We start from the raw sequence: 15,680 nt of genomic DNA, 5'->3' as shown, positions 1-15,680 counted from the left end.
CGTGAGTGTGCCGGCCGCTTTCCGCGTTGCCGTCGCCCCGTCATGTCTTGTTGCACATTTTTTTCACGGGGGAGTTCCGTCTTGTCTGTCATGCTGCCGAATTCTCTGGAGTGGATCCTTGAGATGCTCGGCTTCAACTGGCCGACCGCAGACGAAGACAAGCTGATCGAATGCGCCGGCGTCTGGCGTCAGTTCGCCGCCGAGGTCCAGGGGCACCAGTCCCGCGGTATGACATCCGCATCCAACGTGCTCGGGCAGAACGCCGGCGATTCCATCGAGGGTTTCGCGAAGACCTGGGAGAAGTTCGACGGCGGCTCGGGCTACTTCGACGACGCCCGTGAAGCGGCCGAGGTCATCGCGTTCACTTTCGAGGCCGCCGCGACGCTAGTTATCGGCATGAAAATTGCCGTCATCGTCCAATTGGCGATATTGGCGGCCGAAATCATCGCGGCACAGGCCGCCGCGCCCTTCACGTTCGGCCTCTCCGAAATCGGCGGCGCGGCGGCCACACTGGCGACCCGTGAAGTCGTCCGCAAGATCCTCAAGGAGGTCGCCAGGCAACTGCTGGACGCGATCATGGAGGCCGCCAAGGAGCCGGTGATCTCCGCTCTGGAGGCCATGGCCTCGGACCTCATCGCCCAGACGGTCAACCAGAACTTCGGCGCCCAGCAGGGGTACAACGTCGGCCGGACCCTCAAGGAGGGCTACGCCGCCGGCAAGGACGCCGTGGAGAGCACCGGCGAGACGCTCGGCGAAAGCCTCCGCGACGGCGCCGGTCACCGCGCCGGGCACCGCGCCCGTGGCGGCCTGGACTCCGCCGCCGGACGCGGGGGTGAGCACGGCGGCGGCAACGGCAGCGGTGACGGCGGGGGGAGCGGGAGCGGAAGCGGGGGTGACGGCGGCGGCAGCTCCAACGACTCCGGCGGTGGCAGCGGCTCCGGGAGTGGCTCGGGCAGCGGCGCAGGCTCCGGGAGCGGTTCCGGTACCGGGAGCGGCTCAGGTGCCGGCGGTGGATCCGGTAGCGGCAGTGGATCCGGTACCGGCAGTGGATCTGGTGCCGGCAGTGGCGGGAGCGCCGGTGGTACGAGCGACGGCGCCAGCGGCAACGGCAACGGCAACGGTTCGAGCGACGGCGGTTCCGGCAGCGGCGGCGATTCCGGCGGCAGTGGCTCGCACAGCGCCGGCTCCGGTGGTGGCGGCAGCGGCGCCTCCGCCGGTTCCGGCGGCGGGAGCGACTCGGGCGGGAGCGGTGGCCGGGGCGGCTCGGACGGCGGGTCGCCCGGCCACGCTCCCCGCGCCTCCGACAACGCCGGATCGTCCGACGGAGCAGCGAGCGGCGACGGCGCCGCCCGCCCGTCCTCCTCGGAGAACCCCGCGGGGCGCCCCGCCGAGGGCCCGGACGGTGGTACGGACGCGCGGCGCCCCGTTCCCGACGCGCAGCCCCTCCCGCCGCCGGAGCAGCGCTCGCCGTTCGACGAGGGCTACCGCGGCAATGACGGTTCGCCCGCCGCCGCGCCCCATGCCCCCGATTCCGGACCGGCGCAGGATTCCCCGTCCCGCCCGGAATCGGATGCCCCGACCACCCGGCCGACGCACGACAACGCCAACGCCCCGGGTCCGGACCGTTCCGACATCGGCCGGGATCCCGTCGGCACCCAGCCCGCCCATGACGCCACGCCCGGCGGCGCACGCCCGGATGCGGGCCCGGTCAGCACTCAGCCCGCCCACGACACCACCCCGGACGCGGCCCGCCCGACCCCCGCCGCGGACCCCGTCAGCCCCCCGTCCGCGGACCACGCCTCCCGTCCCGACGCACCGCAGGCGCCGCATCCCGCACCGGCGCCCGAATCCGTGCCAGGCCCCGTTTCCGGCAACACGCCGTCGTACGACGCCAGTTCCGCGGGTTCCCACGACGGAGCCGACAACGGCACGACCACCGGCCACAACGCCGGCACCAGCAACAACGCCGACACCGGAAACAACACCGGTACCGGCAACGGCAACGGCAACGGCAACGGCAACGGCAGCGGCAGCGGCAGCGGCAGCGGCAGTACGAACGGGGACGGTGCCGGCGGAAGCGGCGGTGGCCGCGCTTCCATGCCGCACGTCAGCACGCCCCCGCAGGGCGCGCCCGTCCACCACACGCCGTCCCCCGGCCAGCCGGTCCAGCAGCGCGACCCGGCACCGGGCGATCCCATGCCCACGACCGGTCGGCCCGACGACGAAGCCGCCGTCACGACCCAGTCCGCCGGTAGCGCGACGCTCCCCCCGCCGACCCAGCACGCGCCCGAGCCCAACGGCGGCGCCCCGGCAGCCACCCCCGCCCCGCAGTCGGGCCAGGCCAACTCCGCGCAGGCCGGCGGCCCGATGATGATGGGTGCCGTTCCGCCGCAGGCCGGGCCCGCGGCCGCGGCACCATCCCGAGGCGGGTCGCCCGGCAGCGCCGGCAACGCCTCGTCCCCCACCGGCGGCAAACCGCCCGCCGCCGGCTCCGACGCCGCCCGGCGCCCGGACAACCGCCGCCCGGACGGTTCCCAGGCGGTCCAGGACCACACCCGGCAGCCCGCCCCGGACCGCCCGGCCTACAACCCGCGCCTCGACGGCCCCCGCCAGGAACAGACACCGCCCCCGCACGACGGCCCGGCCGGAAGCCAACCCCGCACGGACGCTCCGGCGCAGGCCACGCCCCCCTCCAGCCCCCCGGCCCCGACTGCCCCCACCCCGAACCTGCCCCCTCACCAGCCACAACCGCAGCCGCAACCGCAGCAACAACACCCTCAACCTCAGCAGCAGCCCGGCCCCTACGCCCAGCAGCAGCCGAACCCATACGCCCAGCAGCCCTACCAGCAACAGCCTTACCAACAGCAGCAGCCGTACCAGCAACAGCAGCTGTCCCCGTACACCCAGCAGCATCAACAGCAACAACCTCAGCCGCAGCCGTACGCCCAACAGCCGTACCAGGCCCCCCACCAGCAGCAACCACAACAGCAACCGCAACAACCCGGGCCATACCAGGCTCCTCATCAGCAGCAGCCCGCCCCTCAGCCCAACCCGTACGCCCAACAGCCCTACCAACAGCAGCCGCAGCCCTACCAGCAGCAACAGCTGCCCAACCAACAGCCGCAGCCGCAGCCGCAGCCGCAGCCGCAGCCGTACCAGCAACACCAGCAGCAACCGCACACGCAACAGCCGCACACCGCGCCGTACGCCCAGCTGCCCCATGCGCCGTACCAGCAGCAGCAACAGCCGGCGCCGTACACCCAGCAGCCGTACCAGCAACACCCCGCTCCACAACAACAGCCCGCGCCACACCAGCAGCAACCGCAACAGCAACAACCAGGCCCTTACGCGTATCCGCAGCAACAGCCCCAGCAGCAGGCCCCGTACCCCCAGCCCCAGCAGCAGCCGGGTCCGTACGCTCCGCAGCCGGGGCCGCCCCCGCAGCAGCACCCGTATGCCCAGCAACCGGTTCAGCAGCAGCCGAACCCGTACGCCCAACAGCCGTACCAGCAGCAGCCCCAGCCCAACCCATACGCCCAGCAGCCCTACCAACAACAGCCGTACCAGCAGCAGCCGCAGCCCAACCCCTACGCCCAGAACCCGTACCAGGCCCCCCACCAGCAGCAACAGCAACAACCCGGGCCGTACCAGGTCCCCCACCAGCAGCAACCGACACCGCAGCCGTACCAGCAGCACCCCCAGCAGACGGCCCCCCAACCGACTCCGCAGCCGACTCCGCAGTCTCAACAACAACAGCAGCAGCTGCCCCACCAGCAGCCGCAGACGGAACAGCCCTCCCAGGACCAGCCGGCAACCCCGGAGGAGAGCACCGCAAACCAGGACGACAACAAGCAGTCGGACCCCAACAGCCTGCCGTCGATCCGAGCCGATCTCGACGTGGAAAGGGGCGGCCTGCTAGCGCCCGACCCCAGCGACCAACAAGCGTTGGAGCAGGCGCACCCGACCAACGACGACGGCACGCCCCAGCGGTTCGCCGATCCCTTCGGGTCCTGGGCGCAGCTCCAGAACGACGGCGGCAACAACGTGCCCGGCCGCGGCAACAACTGCGCCGACTGCTCCCGTTCGTTCCTGGAGACCTGGTACGGAAACCCGCAGGTCTCCGCGCCTCGGACGCTGGACCCCAACGAGCACGGGACCCCCGATACGTTGGCGCCCGAGAACGACGCCAACGAGAACCAGATCCGGTGGAGCGGCGCCAGCCACACCTATGCCGGGCCCGGCAACGACCCGGACACCGCACGGCGCATCGCGTACGACCTGGAGCAAGCCGGCCACGGCGCGGCCGCCATCGTGCAGGTCGCCTGGCCCAACGAAGGCGGCGGTCATGCCTTCAACGCGGTCAATCACCACGGAAAGATCATCTGGATCGACACCCAGAGCGGAGAGGTCAGCGCCAAACCGATCCATCTCGGGAATGCGGAGCACGCCTGGTACATACCTCTCGGCCCGGACCGCGAGCCGCTCCGCCCTGACGACCCCACACCGAAGACCGACGAAAAGACCGACGCCGAGTCAGAGACCAAGACCGACGCCCAGCCCGAGTCCGAGGCCAAGTCCGAGTCCCAGACCCAGCCCGAGTCCGAGACCAAACCCGATTCCCAGCCCGAGACGAATCCCGACACCCAGCCTGAGGCCAAACCCGACACCCAGTCCGAGGCCAAGCCTGAGGCCGAGACCGACTCGAAGCCTGAGGCCGAGGCCAAGTCCGAGGACGACAACCAGGCTGAGGCCAATCCTGAGGCCAAGTCCGACACCCCGCCTCACGTCGAGTCAGACCCGCAGTCTCACGACTCTCCTGCCACTCCCCCCACGACCCCCGAACCGGATCACACAACAACCGACCCGGAGCACACGCCGGCCGAAGCGGATCACACGCCGACCGAACAGCAGTCCCCGGCAGAGCCGGTACACACGCCCGACGACCAGTCGCAGTCCCCCACCCCGTCCGACCACGACGACTCCCCCCTCTCCAACAGCCCTCCCAACACTGCCCCCAGGAACCGCGGCGCGGACATTTCCCAACACCTCGCCAACGCCCTGCGCCACGACGACAACCCGCTGCGCTACGGCAACACAAGGCCGACCACCGACCCATCGGACGGCGGGGCACCCACGTCAACGCCCCACCAGCGCGGCCCGGTCACGGAATCCACCACCGACGCTCCGGCCCCCCAAGACGGCCCCACGCCCACGGGTCCCGCAGCACCAGCCGGGAGTAACCACGAGCCACCCGCCGACTCGTCGGAGGACGAAGGCGACCCGTCGACCGGTGATCAGCACGCCCACCACGAGGACCAGAACGACAACCAGAGCGAGAACCAGGAACCGGCAGAGCGGTTCAAGGCCCCCTCGGCCAGTGACGTTCCCGTCGACAAACCGCCCGTCTTCCCAGAACCGGTTGACCCTGGCGAGACACCCGATACCCACGATCTGGACTCAGAGATGGAGGACAAGGCCCGCGGTGGGCTGGTCGAACAGATCGACCTCGACGATACGGATCGGATCCAATTCGACGAGAATGACCTGATCAGCCATATCGACGGGAAGCCCGTGAAGGAGTACCTGCAGGAATTGTCCGTAGAGCGGGCACGCTTGCACGGGGAGATGCGAGGGCCGGACGACGGACCCTGTTCAGCTGTAGCAATAGACCGTCGAACCGGAATGATCACCGAAGGGGTGAACGGAGAACCGAGCGATATCATCAAGAAGAAGGACCTCCATCCCATTCTGCGCGACAACTACATGGGTCTCGCGGCCTGGATGCACCCGATCATCGGCAGAGACGGAAACGTCCTCATCGGCAACAAGATCGCTCCGGACGGATCGGCGGAACGGGACGAGAACGGAAAGGTAGTCCCCAATTCGCCGATGGTTTTCACCGGGCGAGCCTACTTCGACGATCCACGGCGTCACGCCGAAGTCAAGGCCGTGAACGAACTCCTCTGGGCACGCCAGCGTAAGCTGGAGGAGCAGTGGCGAGCGGAGGGCGGGGAGAGCTCCAAGCGGCCCACGCTGGGCCGTGAAGCCCTGGACGAGATGCGGTTCGACCCACGCTGGATCGAAGACGCAGTGGTCAAGAAGGGGAAGAACAAGGGGAACGTCATCCACATGACGGGCGACTCGGCGCCGGCCTGCCCGAACTGCAACGCGATGCTCCGTGACGTACCCAGCTACGGGGGACGCCATCAGTACTCAATTGGCGACGCACGACGCAAAGACAGTGAACTGCCTCCAGTATCGGAATGACCATGCGTGTTGAATACGAAGACTGCTACCGCGACGAGGATGCGCGACTCCACTACGAAGACGACCCCTTCACCGGCGAAGTCGTCTCCCGGGACCGCCAGGGCCGAATGATCGGCCTCGCCTCGTACGTCGACGGTGTTCCCTCCGGCCCGCAAAACCAGTGGTATCCGGACGGAACGAAGAAAAAGGAAGGCCAGACGCGTTATGGGCTGGCCGTCGGCGAATGGCGCAGATGGCACCCCAACGGCCAGCTCGCCGAGTACTCGGTCTTCACCCCCCAAGGAGAGTACGAGCGTCTCCAGAAATGGGACAAGGAAGGAAACCTCACCAAAGACGAATCCTTCACATCGTGACAGCGCCCTGCTCACACAATTCCTGGCCCTAGGTAGAGATTTGTGCGTCGCCGAAGAAGACATTGGCCTTGAACACGGCAGCCTCGTCCACTACCAAGGTGAGCCGTTCACTGGCGAAGTCGTTACGCATGGCGAGGAGGGCCGGATGACCAGCCTCGTCAGTTATGTCGAAGGTTTCGAATCGGGCCCCCAAGCCGAGTGGTATCCCGACGGGACCAAGAAGGAAGAAGGCACTTGCCGGTTGGGAGTGGCCGTCGGCGAGTGGCGCAGCTGGCGCCCGAACGGCCAGCTCGCCGAGTTCTCCGCCTTCAACCCTGAGGGGAACCACCTACGTCGCCAGCGCTGGGACAAGGAAGGAAACCTCACGGTCGACAAGCGGTACACCCCTTGAGCGCCGCGCGACCCGCACGGCACACACCCGGGCTACCGGAAACGCTCGAACTCGTCGCCTACGAGGACTGCTACCGCGACGACGGCGCGCGACTCCACTACGAAGACGACGCCCCCTTCACCGGGGATGTCTTCGCGCGGGATCGGCAGGGGCGAGTGATCAGCCTCGCCTCCTACGTTGACGGCGTTCCCTCCGGCCCGCAGTACCAGTGGCATCCGGACGGAACGAAGAAAAGCGAAGGCCGGGCACGTTACGGACTGGCCATCGGCGACTGGCGCAGATGGCACCCCAACGGCCGGCTTGCCGAGCACAAGGTCTTCTCCCTCCAAGGGAGGTACGAGCGTGTCCAGAAATGGGACAAGGAAGGAAACCTCGTCAAAGACAAGTCCTTCACGTCGTGACGGCATGACATGACGGCGACCGTTGATGTGACTCCACTCCTGCCGCCTACCAGCTAGAAGCACCCCACCATCGAGGAGAGAGACGACCGTGCCGCAAGAAAACCCGGCCCCGCCGACCACCCCCGAAGAGGCGCTCGCCATCGCGCTGCGCCACTATGCACAGCCGAAGAACGCGGACGGTTCGCTGGTGCCGCTGCACGTCCATGAATTCGACATCGGGTACCTGGTGTACCGGAAATACCCCACTCCCACCGACGCGGCGGGACGGCCCCTGCCACCTCCCCCCGGTGGCGCGAAGATCATTGTGGCGAAGGAAACCGGCAAGACGCACATCGTGCCCAACCTGCCCACCGAATCGGCCATTGAGCTCTACCGCCGGCAGCGGGAGGAGGGGGAGTAGTCGGACCCCACCGCGGTGTCAGGCCGGCCGATCCGTAGGGGATGCGGCGCGCAGGCGGGCGCCGCGGCTTGCTGCGATGCGGCGGACAAAAGGGCCGTACGCATTCGCATCACCTGCCACGGAGCAAAGAGTGCGCGTCGACGAGGAAGACACCTACATGGAAGACGACATGCGCGTCTACTACGAAGGTGAACCATTCGAGGGTGAAGTCGTCACGCATGACGAAGAAGGTCGAATGATCAGCCTCGTCAGGTACCTCTGGGGAGTCGAGTCCGGACCACAGACCCACTGGCACCCGGACGGAACGAAGAAGGAGGAGGGGACGTGCTCCATGGGGCTGGCCATCGGCGAATGGCGCAGATGGCATCCGAACGGCCAGCTCGCCGAGCGTTCGGTTTTCAGCCCTGAAGGGAGGCATCTACTCCGTCAGCGCTGGGACAAGGGCGGAAATCCGACGGTTGACAAGTGCCATCCGTAGCCGGAGATCCACCCGTCAGAAACACCACGCCATCGAGGAGAGGGACCGACCGTGCCGCAGGAATCCCCGGCCCCGCCGACCAGCCCCGAGGAAGCGCTCGCCATCTTCCTGAGCCGTTTCGCGCAGCCCAAGCTCGCTGATGGTTCCCCGGTTCCCCTGCACGTCCTTGAATTCGACATCGGCTACCTGGTGTTCCGCGGCTGTCCGCCCGCCGTCGACGCGTCGGGCCGGCCCCAGCCCGCTCCCCCCGGTGGCGCGAAGGTCATCGTGGCGAAGGACACCGGCGAGACCTACACCGTTCCCAACCTGCCCACCGAATCGGCCATCGAGCTCTACCGCCAACAGCGGGATAAGCGGGCCTAGCCACCCCAACCGCGGCATCAGACCGGCCGATCCGCCGGGGACGCGGCCCGCAGGCGGGCGCCGCGGCTTGCTGCGATGCGGCGGATCTCCACCAGGGATTCGGTCAACTCGACTGCAAGGAGGTGGAGTTCGCCGGTCGTCCAGCTCCGGGCGTCGAGGAGGCGGCGGGCATCCTCCACCAGGCCGTCGGCGAGGAAGAGTTGGGCTTCCTCGATGTCGTCGGCCAGGCGGGAGACCATGCCGGTTCCGTCGCCGAGGACGTATGAGGGCTTGCCGTCGGGGCTCGACCACGGAAGAAGCCGCAGGGTAGCGTCGGTCATTGTCGTCAACCTCCAGGGGGTTGGTGGCCATGCCCCCGGACCGGTCGCACGGTCGCGGGGGTCTTCCCGTTGGGTACTGCGTGTAGCCATTCGGTCACGCAACTCCTCGGTGGGCAATAGGATTGCGGCACTTGAAGCGGCAGCGTTCAAGGCGCGGGCCGTCGCAACACCGACGCAAACGCACGTGGCGAGAGGTCATAGCGTTGGACGAGTCCACCGAACCCGAGAACTTGAATCCCCTGGAACGCTTCGGCCGTGACGTCCGGCAGGTGCGCCTGGCCCGCAAAATCACGCAGAAGCGCCTGGGTATTGTCATCGGCTACTCCGAGGGCTACGTGAGCAAGGTCGAGTCCGGAACGCTGCTGCCGAGGCCCAGCGAGAAGTTCGCCAAGGGCTGCGACACCGTGTTCGGCACGGGTGAGCTGTTCGCCGGCCTGCTGGAACGGATCGACGAGGGCGACCACCCGAGTTGGTTCTTCCCGTACCTGAAACTGGAGCGCAAGGCGACGCGGATACTGGACTACTCCGCAAGCCTCGTGATGGGCATCCTCCAGACCGATGCCTACGCCCGCGCCATCTTCAGTTCGTCGCACCCGCGCGAAAGCCCGGAGCTGATCGACGGCCGGGTCGCGGCTCGACTACGTCGTCGTGAGGTCTTCGATCGGGAGCGGCCGCCGCTGCTGTGGGTCATGCTGCACGAGGCGTGCCTGCGGACCGTCGTGGGTGATTCCGAGGTGATGGCCGAGCAGTTGACGTACTTGACGAGGGCCATGGCGTCACCGCAGATCGACCTCCAGGTCCTGCCCTTCTCGGCAGGTGCGCCCGGGGCGCACACGAGGCCGTTCACCCTGCTGACCTTTGACGGCTCCTCCACGGTGCTGTACGCCGACGGCCCGCAGGGCGGCAAGCTGTACGACTCCGCCGAAACCCTCGCTGTACATCTGGACAGCTACGATCGGCTACGGGCGAACGCGCTTTCCCCTGCACATTCGTTGGCTCTCATCAAGACCGTGCTGAAGGAGTACTGATCATGAGCAGCGACTTCGTTCTTGCGGGCGCCGATTGGCTCAAGTCGTCCTACAGCGACGGGGACGGCGGCCAGTGCCTCGAATTCTCCCCCACCCCCGCCCCCACCCACGCCCTCGTCCCCCTCCGGGACAGCAAGTGCCCCGGCGGCCCCGTGATCACCGTGTCCGTAACGGGGTGGTCCTCGTTCGTGGACGCGGTCAAGAATGGGGAGTTCGCCGTCTGAGGACCGTCTGAGGAGGAATCCCGTGGACCTGCGTGACGATGCCCGTGCCCTGTCCGGTGAGCTCGTGCGGTTGCGGCGGGCGCTGCACCGGATTCCGGAGACCGGGCTCGAACTGCCCCGTACGCAGGAGGCGGTGCTGGCCGAACTCGACGGGCTGCCGCTGGAGGTGAGCACCGGCGCGGGGCTGAGTTCGGTGACGGCGGTGCTGCGCGGGGCGGGGTCCGGGCCGGTGGTGCTGCTGCGCGGGGACATGGACGCGTTGCCGGTGGCCGAGCGCCTCGATCTGGACTTCGCCGCGGACAACGGGCGGATGCACGCGTGCGGGCACGATCTGCACACCAGCATGCTCACGGGGGCGGCGAAGCTGCTGTCGGCGCACCGGGACCGGCTCGCGGGGGACGTGGTGTTCATGTTCCAGCCGGGCGAGGAGGGGTACGACGGGGCCCGGCACATGCTGGCGGAGGGGGTGCTGGAGGCGGCCGGGCGGCGGCCGGTGGCGGCGTACGCGCTGCATGTGCTGTCGGCGGGGCAGCCGAGCGGGGTGTTCGGGGCGCGCGGCGGGCCGATGATGTCGGCGTCCAACGTGCTGCGGGTGACGGTGCGCGGGGTGGGCGGGCACGGGTCGATGCCGCACCGCGCGAAGGACCCGGTGCAGGCGGCGTGCGCGATGGTGACGGCGTTGCAGGCGTGGATCACCCGGAGTTTCGACGTCTTCGACCCGGTGATCCTGTCGGTGGGCACGTTCCACGCGGGGACGCAGCAGAACGTGATCCCGGAGTCCGCGGTGTTCGAGGCGACGGTGCGGAGTTTCTCGGCCGCGGCCCAGGCGCGGGTGAAGGACGGGACCGTGGAGGTGTGCCGGGGTGTGGCGGCGGCCCACGAGGTGGCGGTGGACGCGGAGTTCGTGGAGACGTATCCGGTGACCGTGAACGACGTGGCGGAGGCGGAGTTCGTGGCGCATACGGTGCGCGAGGCGCCGGGTGAGGAGCGGTTCGCGGCGCGGCGGAATCCGTTGCCGGCGTCGGAGGACTTCTCGCGGGTGCTGGACGAGGTGCCGGGCGTGATGATGATGCTGGGGGCGCCGCCGGCCGGGGCCGACCCCGAGCGGAGTGCCAACAACCATTCCCCGCTGGCCGAGTTCGACGACGCGGTGCTGGCGGACGGGGCGGCGGTGTACGCGGAACTGGCGGTGCGGAGGCTGGCGAAGGGGTAGCGGCGACCCGGTCGGCCGGGGGCTTCTTAGAAGGTTCTTAGACCGCGGCACTATTCACATGGGCATGACATCAAAGCTCATACGAGTGATCGCCGCATCGATGGCGTTGACCGCTACCGCGGTCGGGGTTTCCGGGTGCGGGAGCGCCGAGGCCGGGACGCTTCAGGACGGGCGGCTGGTGCTGCCGGTCGCCGGGGGGACCGCCACCGTGGACACCGCCACGCTGGCGGTGACCGCGCAGGCCGACGACGGGACGCGCATGGTGCTGTCCGAGGCGGCCGGGGGCGGGCTCGGGACGGCCGGGCCGGTGACCCGTACCGCCGACGGGGCGCGGTGGACGTATCCGGGCAAGGGGCTGTCGGTGACGGCCCGTACGGAGCAGGGGCGGCTGCGGATCGGGATCCGGGCGGACCGGGACCAGTCGGTGAGCTGGCCGGTGACCGGGACCGACCGGGCGGCGTCGGCCGTGCAGGTGCCGCGCGGGGAGGGACTGGACATCCCGGTGCGGGACGCGTTCTGGAATTCCGGGCGGGGCGGGCTGGCCGGGAGCACGGTGGACGTGGGGGCGGATCTGGCGCTGCCGCTGTGGGGGTATGCGATGGGGGGTGCGGGCGGTGCCTCCGGGGGCGCGCGGCACGGAGTGAGCTATGTGACGCCGACGGACCTGGGGACGTCGTTGGCGTTCGCGTCGCGGGGCGGGGCGCTGCGGGCGACCGCCGCGCACGACTTCTCCGCGGGGGACGGGACGCGGGACTACCAGGTGTCGTTCGCGTTGACGGACGGGGACCCGGTGGCGCCGGCGGCCGACTACCGGTCGTACCTCGCGCAGCGCGGGCAGTTGGGCAGCCTGCGGCAGAAGATCGCGAAGAATCCGGCGAACGGAAAGCTGCTGGGGGCGTTCCACGCCTACGTGTGGGGCGAGGCGCGGACCGCGGCGGGGGTGGCGCGGCTGCGGAAGCTGGGCGTGGACCGGATGTGGCTGGGGTACGACGCCGGGCCGGATCCGATGGACGCCGCGGCGGTGCGGGCGGCGAAGCAGGCAGGGTACCTGGTCGGGCCGTACGACTCGTTCGCCAACGGGCAGGACCCGAAGGCGGCGGACAGTCCCACGTCCAAGTGGCCCGGGACGGTCTATCCGGACTTCTGTGTGCGGAAGGCGGACGGGTCGGCGGAGACCGGGTTCGGGGGGCGGGGGTGCTACCTGAGTTCGCGGGCGTTCGAGAAGGCCGAGCCGGGCCGGCACTATCTGGCGGACCGGACCCGGGAGATGACCGCCAACGGGGCGGACAGCTACTTCCTGGACGTGGACGCGACCGGTGAGGTGTTCCGGGACCACGGTGCGGGCCACGAGATGACCAGGGCCGGGGACCGGGAGAACCGGCTGGCGCGGATGGGGCGGTTGGCGAAGGGCTTCGTGCTGGGCTCGGAGTCCGCGCAGCCGTGGGCCAACGGTGTGCTGGCCTTCGACCACGGTTCGGGGACGCCGGTCGCCGACGGGCTGTGGAAGCTGGAGCGCGACAAGGAGACCTGGGGCGGCTACTACCCGCAGAACGCCCCGAAGAACTTCTTCAAGCCGGTGGCGCTGCCGGCCGATCTGGCCACGGCCATGTACGACCCGAAGTACCGCGTGCCGCTGTACGAGACGGCGCTGCACGGGTCGCTGGTCAACGCCGAGCGGTGGGAGCTGTCGTACGACAAGCTGCCGGCGCAGAAGACCACCCGGGCGCTGCTGGCGATGCTGTACAACACGCCGTTGAACTTCGTGCTGGACGGGCCGTCGCTGACCCGGAACGGGGCCGAACTGGCCGCGTTGCAGAAGTACTTCGCGCCGTTGCACCGGGCCGCGGGGACCGAGCGGATGACGTCGTTCCGGTGGCTGACGGCGGACCGGAGCGTGCAGCGGACGGTGTTCGGGGACGGGGTGCTGACCGTGACCGCCAACTTCGGCGACCGGGCGTACCACGGGCTGCCGGGCGGATGCGTGGACGCCCGGCTGCGGGGGGACGCGCAGCCGCGGCGACTGTGCCCCGCGCGGGTCGGTACCCCGGCCGGGTAGGCGGCGCGGATGCCCGGGGGCGGCGGCGCGGCTACGGCCGGCGGGCCGCCTCCAGGTAGCGCAGGACGGCCAGTACGCGGCGGTGGCCGGTGTCCGAGGGCGGCAGGTCGAGTTTGCCGAAGAGGTTGGCGATGTGCTTCTCGACGGCCCGTTCGGTGACGGTCAGCGCGGTGGCGATGGAGTGGTTGGTGCGGCCCTGGGCCATCAGGGCCAGCACCTCGCGCTCGCGCGGAGTGAGGGCGTCCAGGGCGGTGGCGCGGCGGACGGCGCCGAACAGCTGGGTGACCACGTCCGGGTCGAGGGCGGTGCCGCCGGCGGCCACCCGGTGCAGGGCGTCGACGAACTCGCCGATGTCCACCACCCGTTCCTTGAGCAGGTAGCCGACGCCCGCGAAGCCCGCGCCGGAGCCGAAGAGCCGGTCCGCGTAGGCGGTCTCCACGTACTGGGAGAAGATCAGGACGCCGGTGCCGGGGTGCTGCCGGCGCAGCGTGACGGCCGCGCGCAGGCCCTCGTCGCGGTGGCCGGGCGGCAGTCGGATGTCGATCACGGCGGCGTCCGGCCGGTGGGTGTCGACGGCGGTGAGCAGCGCCTCGGCGTCGGCGACGGCGGCCGCGACCTCGACGCCGCGCAGTTCCAGCAGTTGGACCAGGCCCTCCCGCAGGATCGCGGAGTCCTCGGCGATGACGACGCGCATGGTTCCTGCCTGTGGGAGGGGCGGCCGGTCAGCGGGGCCCGGGGGCCTCGCGGGCGGCCGGGTACGGGAGCCGGACCACCGCCACGGTAGGCCCTCCGGGCGGGCTGTCGCAGGTCAAGGTGCCGTCCACGGTACGGATCCGGCCGAGCAGGCCGGTCAGGCCGCTGCCCGCGCCGATCACCGCGCCGCCGCGCCCGTCGTCCCGTACGGACAGCAGCAGGGTGCGGCCGTCGCCGCGCACCTCGACGGCGGCCCGGTCGGCGCCGCTGTGCTTGACGGTGTTGGCGAGGAGTTCGGCGGCGCAGAAGTAGGCGATGGACTCCAGGGCGGGGGTGGGGCGGGGGGTGATCCGGGTGTGCAGGGCGACCGGGATCGGGGCGTCGGCGGCGAGGGTGGACAGGCTGGTCTCCAGGCCCTCGTCGAGCGCCGGCGGATGGATGCCGCGGACCAGGTGGCGCAGGTCGGCGATGGCCTGGGTGGCGTTGTCCTGGGCACGGGCGACGGTCGCCAGCAGACGGTCCCGGTCGGCGTCCTGGACGAGGAGTTCGCGGATCAGGGTCAGGTGCATGCCCAGGCCGACGAGGCGGGCCTGGGTGCCGTCGTGCAGATCGCGTTCGATGCGGCGGAGGGTGGCGGCCGCGTCCTCGACGGCGTGCGCCCGGGTCTCCTCCAGGGTGCGGATCCGGGTGTCGGCGGCGCTCGGGCCGAGCAGGGCGCGCAGCAGGAGGCGGTGCGGGGTGCCGGTCCGGCGCACCAGCCAGGGCGCGAGGAGCAGCAGCAGCGCCCCGACCGCGACCACCGCGGTCCAGCGCGGCCAGCTGTCGAACTCGACGCCGTGGATCAGCACCCCCACCTCGCGGACGGTGCCGTCCGGTGAGCGGACGGTGAAGTGGTTCCAGCGGCGCAGGACGGGGTGGGCGAGGGCCAGCGGGCCGTAGACGTAGCCGAGGACGACGGCGAGCAGCGGCGGCAGGGTGGTCAGCGGGGTGAGCAGGGCGGCGGCCACCGCCCGCCAGCCGGCCGGGTCGCCGAGCACCGCCCGCCGCCAGCCGAAGGCGCCGGGTGCGCCGCGCCGCCCGGCAGCCGCCACCTCCTCCCCCAACAGGGCACGGGCCAGGGCGCGTTGGAGGTCGCCGAGGGCCAGCGCGCCGCGTACCGCCAGGGCCAGCAGCCAGGGGCCGAGCGCCGTCCAGGACAGCACCGCGCCGGCGGCCAGCCCCACCAGGACCAGGACCGCGCCCGGCAGGGCGAGCACCGGCGCGACCAGGGCGTGCAGCAGGGCCGCCAGGGCGCGGGGCGTGAAGGGGGCGGTCAGTGCCGTGCGGGCGCGCCGGGCCGGGTGGCGGGTGCGCGCCGAGGGCGGGCCGGCGGGGCGGCGGGCGCCCCCGGGGGTGCGGGCGGGGCGGGGCATGCCCCCAGCATCCCCTCACAGGGCGGCCGGCGGGCCGCTGAGGGCCGCGTTCCGCCGGGGTAACGCGGGCGATGCGGGCGG

14 protein-coding genes are annotated in these 15,680 nt (G+C 70.5%); 11 read left to right on the top strand and 3 right to left on the bottom strand.

Annotated features, from left to right (window positions below; all coding sequences use genetic code 11):
* Nucleotides 1-90: 90 nt before the first annotated feature.
* From CG747_RS09935 to CG747_RS09910, 7 genes are all read left to right on the top strand, one after another.
* Entirely contained in the window at nucleotides 91-6,267 is a 6,177-nt protein-coding gene (locus CG747_RS09935) for a toxin glutamine deamidase domain-containing protein (protein ID WP_146022050.1), read from the top strand.
* Complete coding sequence (locus CG747_RS09930) at nucleotides 6,264-6,620, top strand: toxin-antitoxin system YwqK family antitoxin (protein ID WP_146022049.1); 357 nt, start codon at nucleotides 6,264-6,266, stop codon at nucleotides 6,618-6,620. Before CG747_RS09935 ends, CG747_RS09930 begins: the two co-directional genes overlap by 4 nt.
* 145 nt (nucleotides 6,621-6,765) lie before the next feature.
* Nucleotides 6,766-7,011: a toxin-antitoxin system YwqK family antitoxin gene (locus CG747_RS47095; RefSeq protein WP_146022048.1), complete on the top strand. Its 246-nt coding sequence runs from the start codon at nucleotides 6,766-6,768 to the stop codon at nucleotides 7,009-7,011.
* A complete protein-coding gene (locus CG747_RS09925) occupies nucleotides 7,008-7,412 on the top strand; it encodes a toxin-antitoxin system YwqK family antitoxin (protein WP_100601310.1) in 405 nt (134 codons plus the stop codon). The genes CG747_RS47095 and CG747_RS09925 overlap by 4 nt, the downstream gene beginning before the upstream one ends.
* Before the next feature lie 88 nt (nucleotides 7,413-7,500).
* On the top strand, nucleotides 7,501-7,812 hold the full coding sequence (locus CG747_RS09920) for a hypothetical protein (RefSeq protein ID WP_100601309.1): 312 nt from the start codon (nucleotides 7,501-7,503) through the stop codon (nucleotides 7,810-7,812).
* Nucleotides 7,813-7,942: 130 nt separating this feature from the next.
* Nucleotides 7,943-8,290, top strand: a complete 348-nt coding sequence (locus CG747_RS09915; protein ID WP_100601308.1) for a toxin-antitoxin system YwqK family antitoxin — start codon at nucleotides 7,943-7,945, stop codon at nucleotides 8,288-8,290.
* Nucleotides 8,291-8,341: 51 nt separating this feature from the next.
* Nucleotides 8,342-8,653: a hypothetical protein gene (locus CG747_RS09910; RefSeq protein ID WP_100601307.1), complete on the top strand. Its 312-nt coding sequence runs from the start codon at nucleotides 8,342-8,344 to the stop codon at nucleotides 8,651-8,653.
* A 17-nt stretch (nucleotides 8,654-8,670) separates the two neighbouring features.
* Here CG747_RS09910 and CG747_RS09905 read toward each other — a convergent pair whose 3' ends face one another.
* Nucleotides 8,671-8,973, bottom strand: a complete 303-nt coding sequence (locus CG747_RS09905; protein ID WP_100601306.1) for a hypothetical protein — start codon at nucleotides 8,971-8,973, stop codon at nucleotides 8,671-8,673.
* 203 nt (nucleotides 8,974-9,176) lie between these two features.
* On the opposite strand from CG747_RS09905, the gene CG747_RS09900 reads away from it, so the two are divergent.
* From CG747_RS09900 to CG747_RS09885, 4 genes are all read left to right on the top strand, one after another.
* Entirely contained in the window at nucleotides 9,177-10,001 is an 825-nt protein-coding gene (locus CG747_RS09900; protein WP_100601305.1) for a helix-turn-helix transcriptional regulator, read from the top strand.
* Nucleotides 10,002-10,003: 2 nt separating this feature from the next.
* Nucleotides 10,004-10,225: a DUF397 domain-containing protein gene (locus CG747_RS09895; RefSeq protein WP_100601304.1), complete on the top strand. Its 222-nt coding sequence runs from the start codon at nucleotides 10,004-10,006 to the stop codon at nucleotides 10,223-10,225.
* 22 nt (nucleotides 10,226-10,247) lie between these two features.
* Nucleotides 10,248-11,438, top strand: a complete 1,191-nt coding sequence (locus tag CG747_RS09890) for a M20 family metallopeptidase (RefSeq protein WP_100601303.1) — start codon at nucleotides 10,248-10,250, stop codon at nucleotides 11,436-11,438.
* 64 nt (nucleotides 11,439-11,502) lie between these two features.
* Nucleotides 11,503-13,494, top strand: a complete 1,992-nt coding sequence (locus CG747_RS09885) for a glycoside hydrolase (RefSeq protein WP_257980310.1) — start codon at nucleotides 11,503-11,505, stop codon at nucleotides 13,492-13,494.
* A 31-nt stretch (nucleotides 13,495-13,525) separates the two neighbouring features.
* On the opposite strand, the gene CG747_RS09880 is transcribed toward CG747_RS09885, so the two are convergent.
* A complete protein-coding gene (locus CG747_RS09880; RefSeq protein ID WP_100601301.1) occupies nucleotides 13,526-14,188 on the bottom strand; it encodes a response regulator transcription factor in 663 nt (220 codons plus the stop codon).
* Between the two features lie 28 nt (nucleotides 14,189-14,216).
* Nucleotides 14,217-15,599, bottom strand: a complete 1,383-nt coding sequence (locus tag CG747_RS09875) for a sensor domain-containing protein (protein WP_100601300.1) — start codon at nucleotides 15,597-15,599, stop codon at nucleotides 14,217-14,219.
* Nucleotides 15,600-15,680 lie beyond the last annotated feature (81 nt).

Source organism: Streptomyces sp. CB02959, assembly GCF_002803155.1.
GTDB lineage: Bacteria > Actinomycetota > Actinomycetes > Streptomycetales > Streptomycetaceae > Streptomyces.
This window is presented reverse-complemented; position numbering and strand designations above follow the sequence as displayed.

Coding starts and splice junctions, on each gene's coding strand:
- CG747_RS09895 (WP_100601304.1), top strand. CDS start 10,004: ATGAGCAGCGACTTCGTTCTTGCGGGCGCCGATTGGCTCAAGTCGTCC.
- CG747_RS47095 (WP_146022048.1), top strand. CDS start 6,766: ATGACCAGCCTCGTCAGTTATGTCGAAGGTTTCGAATCGGGCCCCCAA.
- CG747_RS09875 (WP_100601300.1), bottom strand. CDS start 15,599: ATGCCCCGCCCCGCCCGCACCCCCGGGGGCGCCCGCCGCCCCGCCGGC.
- CG747_RS09935 (WP_146022050.1), top strand. CDS start 91: ATGCTGCCGAATTCTCTGGAGTGGATCCTTGAGATGCTCGGCTTCAAC.
- CG747_RS09885 (WP_257980310.1), top strand. CDS start 11,503: ATGACATCAAAGCTCATACGAGTGATCGCCGCATCGATGGCGTTGACC.
- CG747_RS09930 (WP_146022049.1), top strand. CDS start 6,264: ATGACCATGCGTGTTGAATACGAAGACTGCTACCGCGACGAGGATGCG.
- CG747_RS09880 (WP_100601301.1), bottom strand. CDS start 14,188: ATGCGCGTCGTCATCGCCGAGGACTCCGCGATCCTGCGGGAGGGCCTG.
- CG747_RS09905 (WP_100601306.1), bottom strand. CDS start 8,973: ATGACCGACGCTACCCTGCGGCTTCTTCCGTGGTCGAGCCCCGACGGC.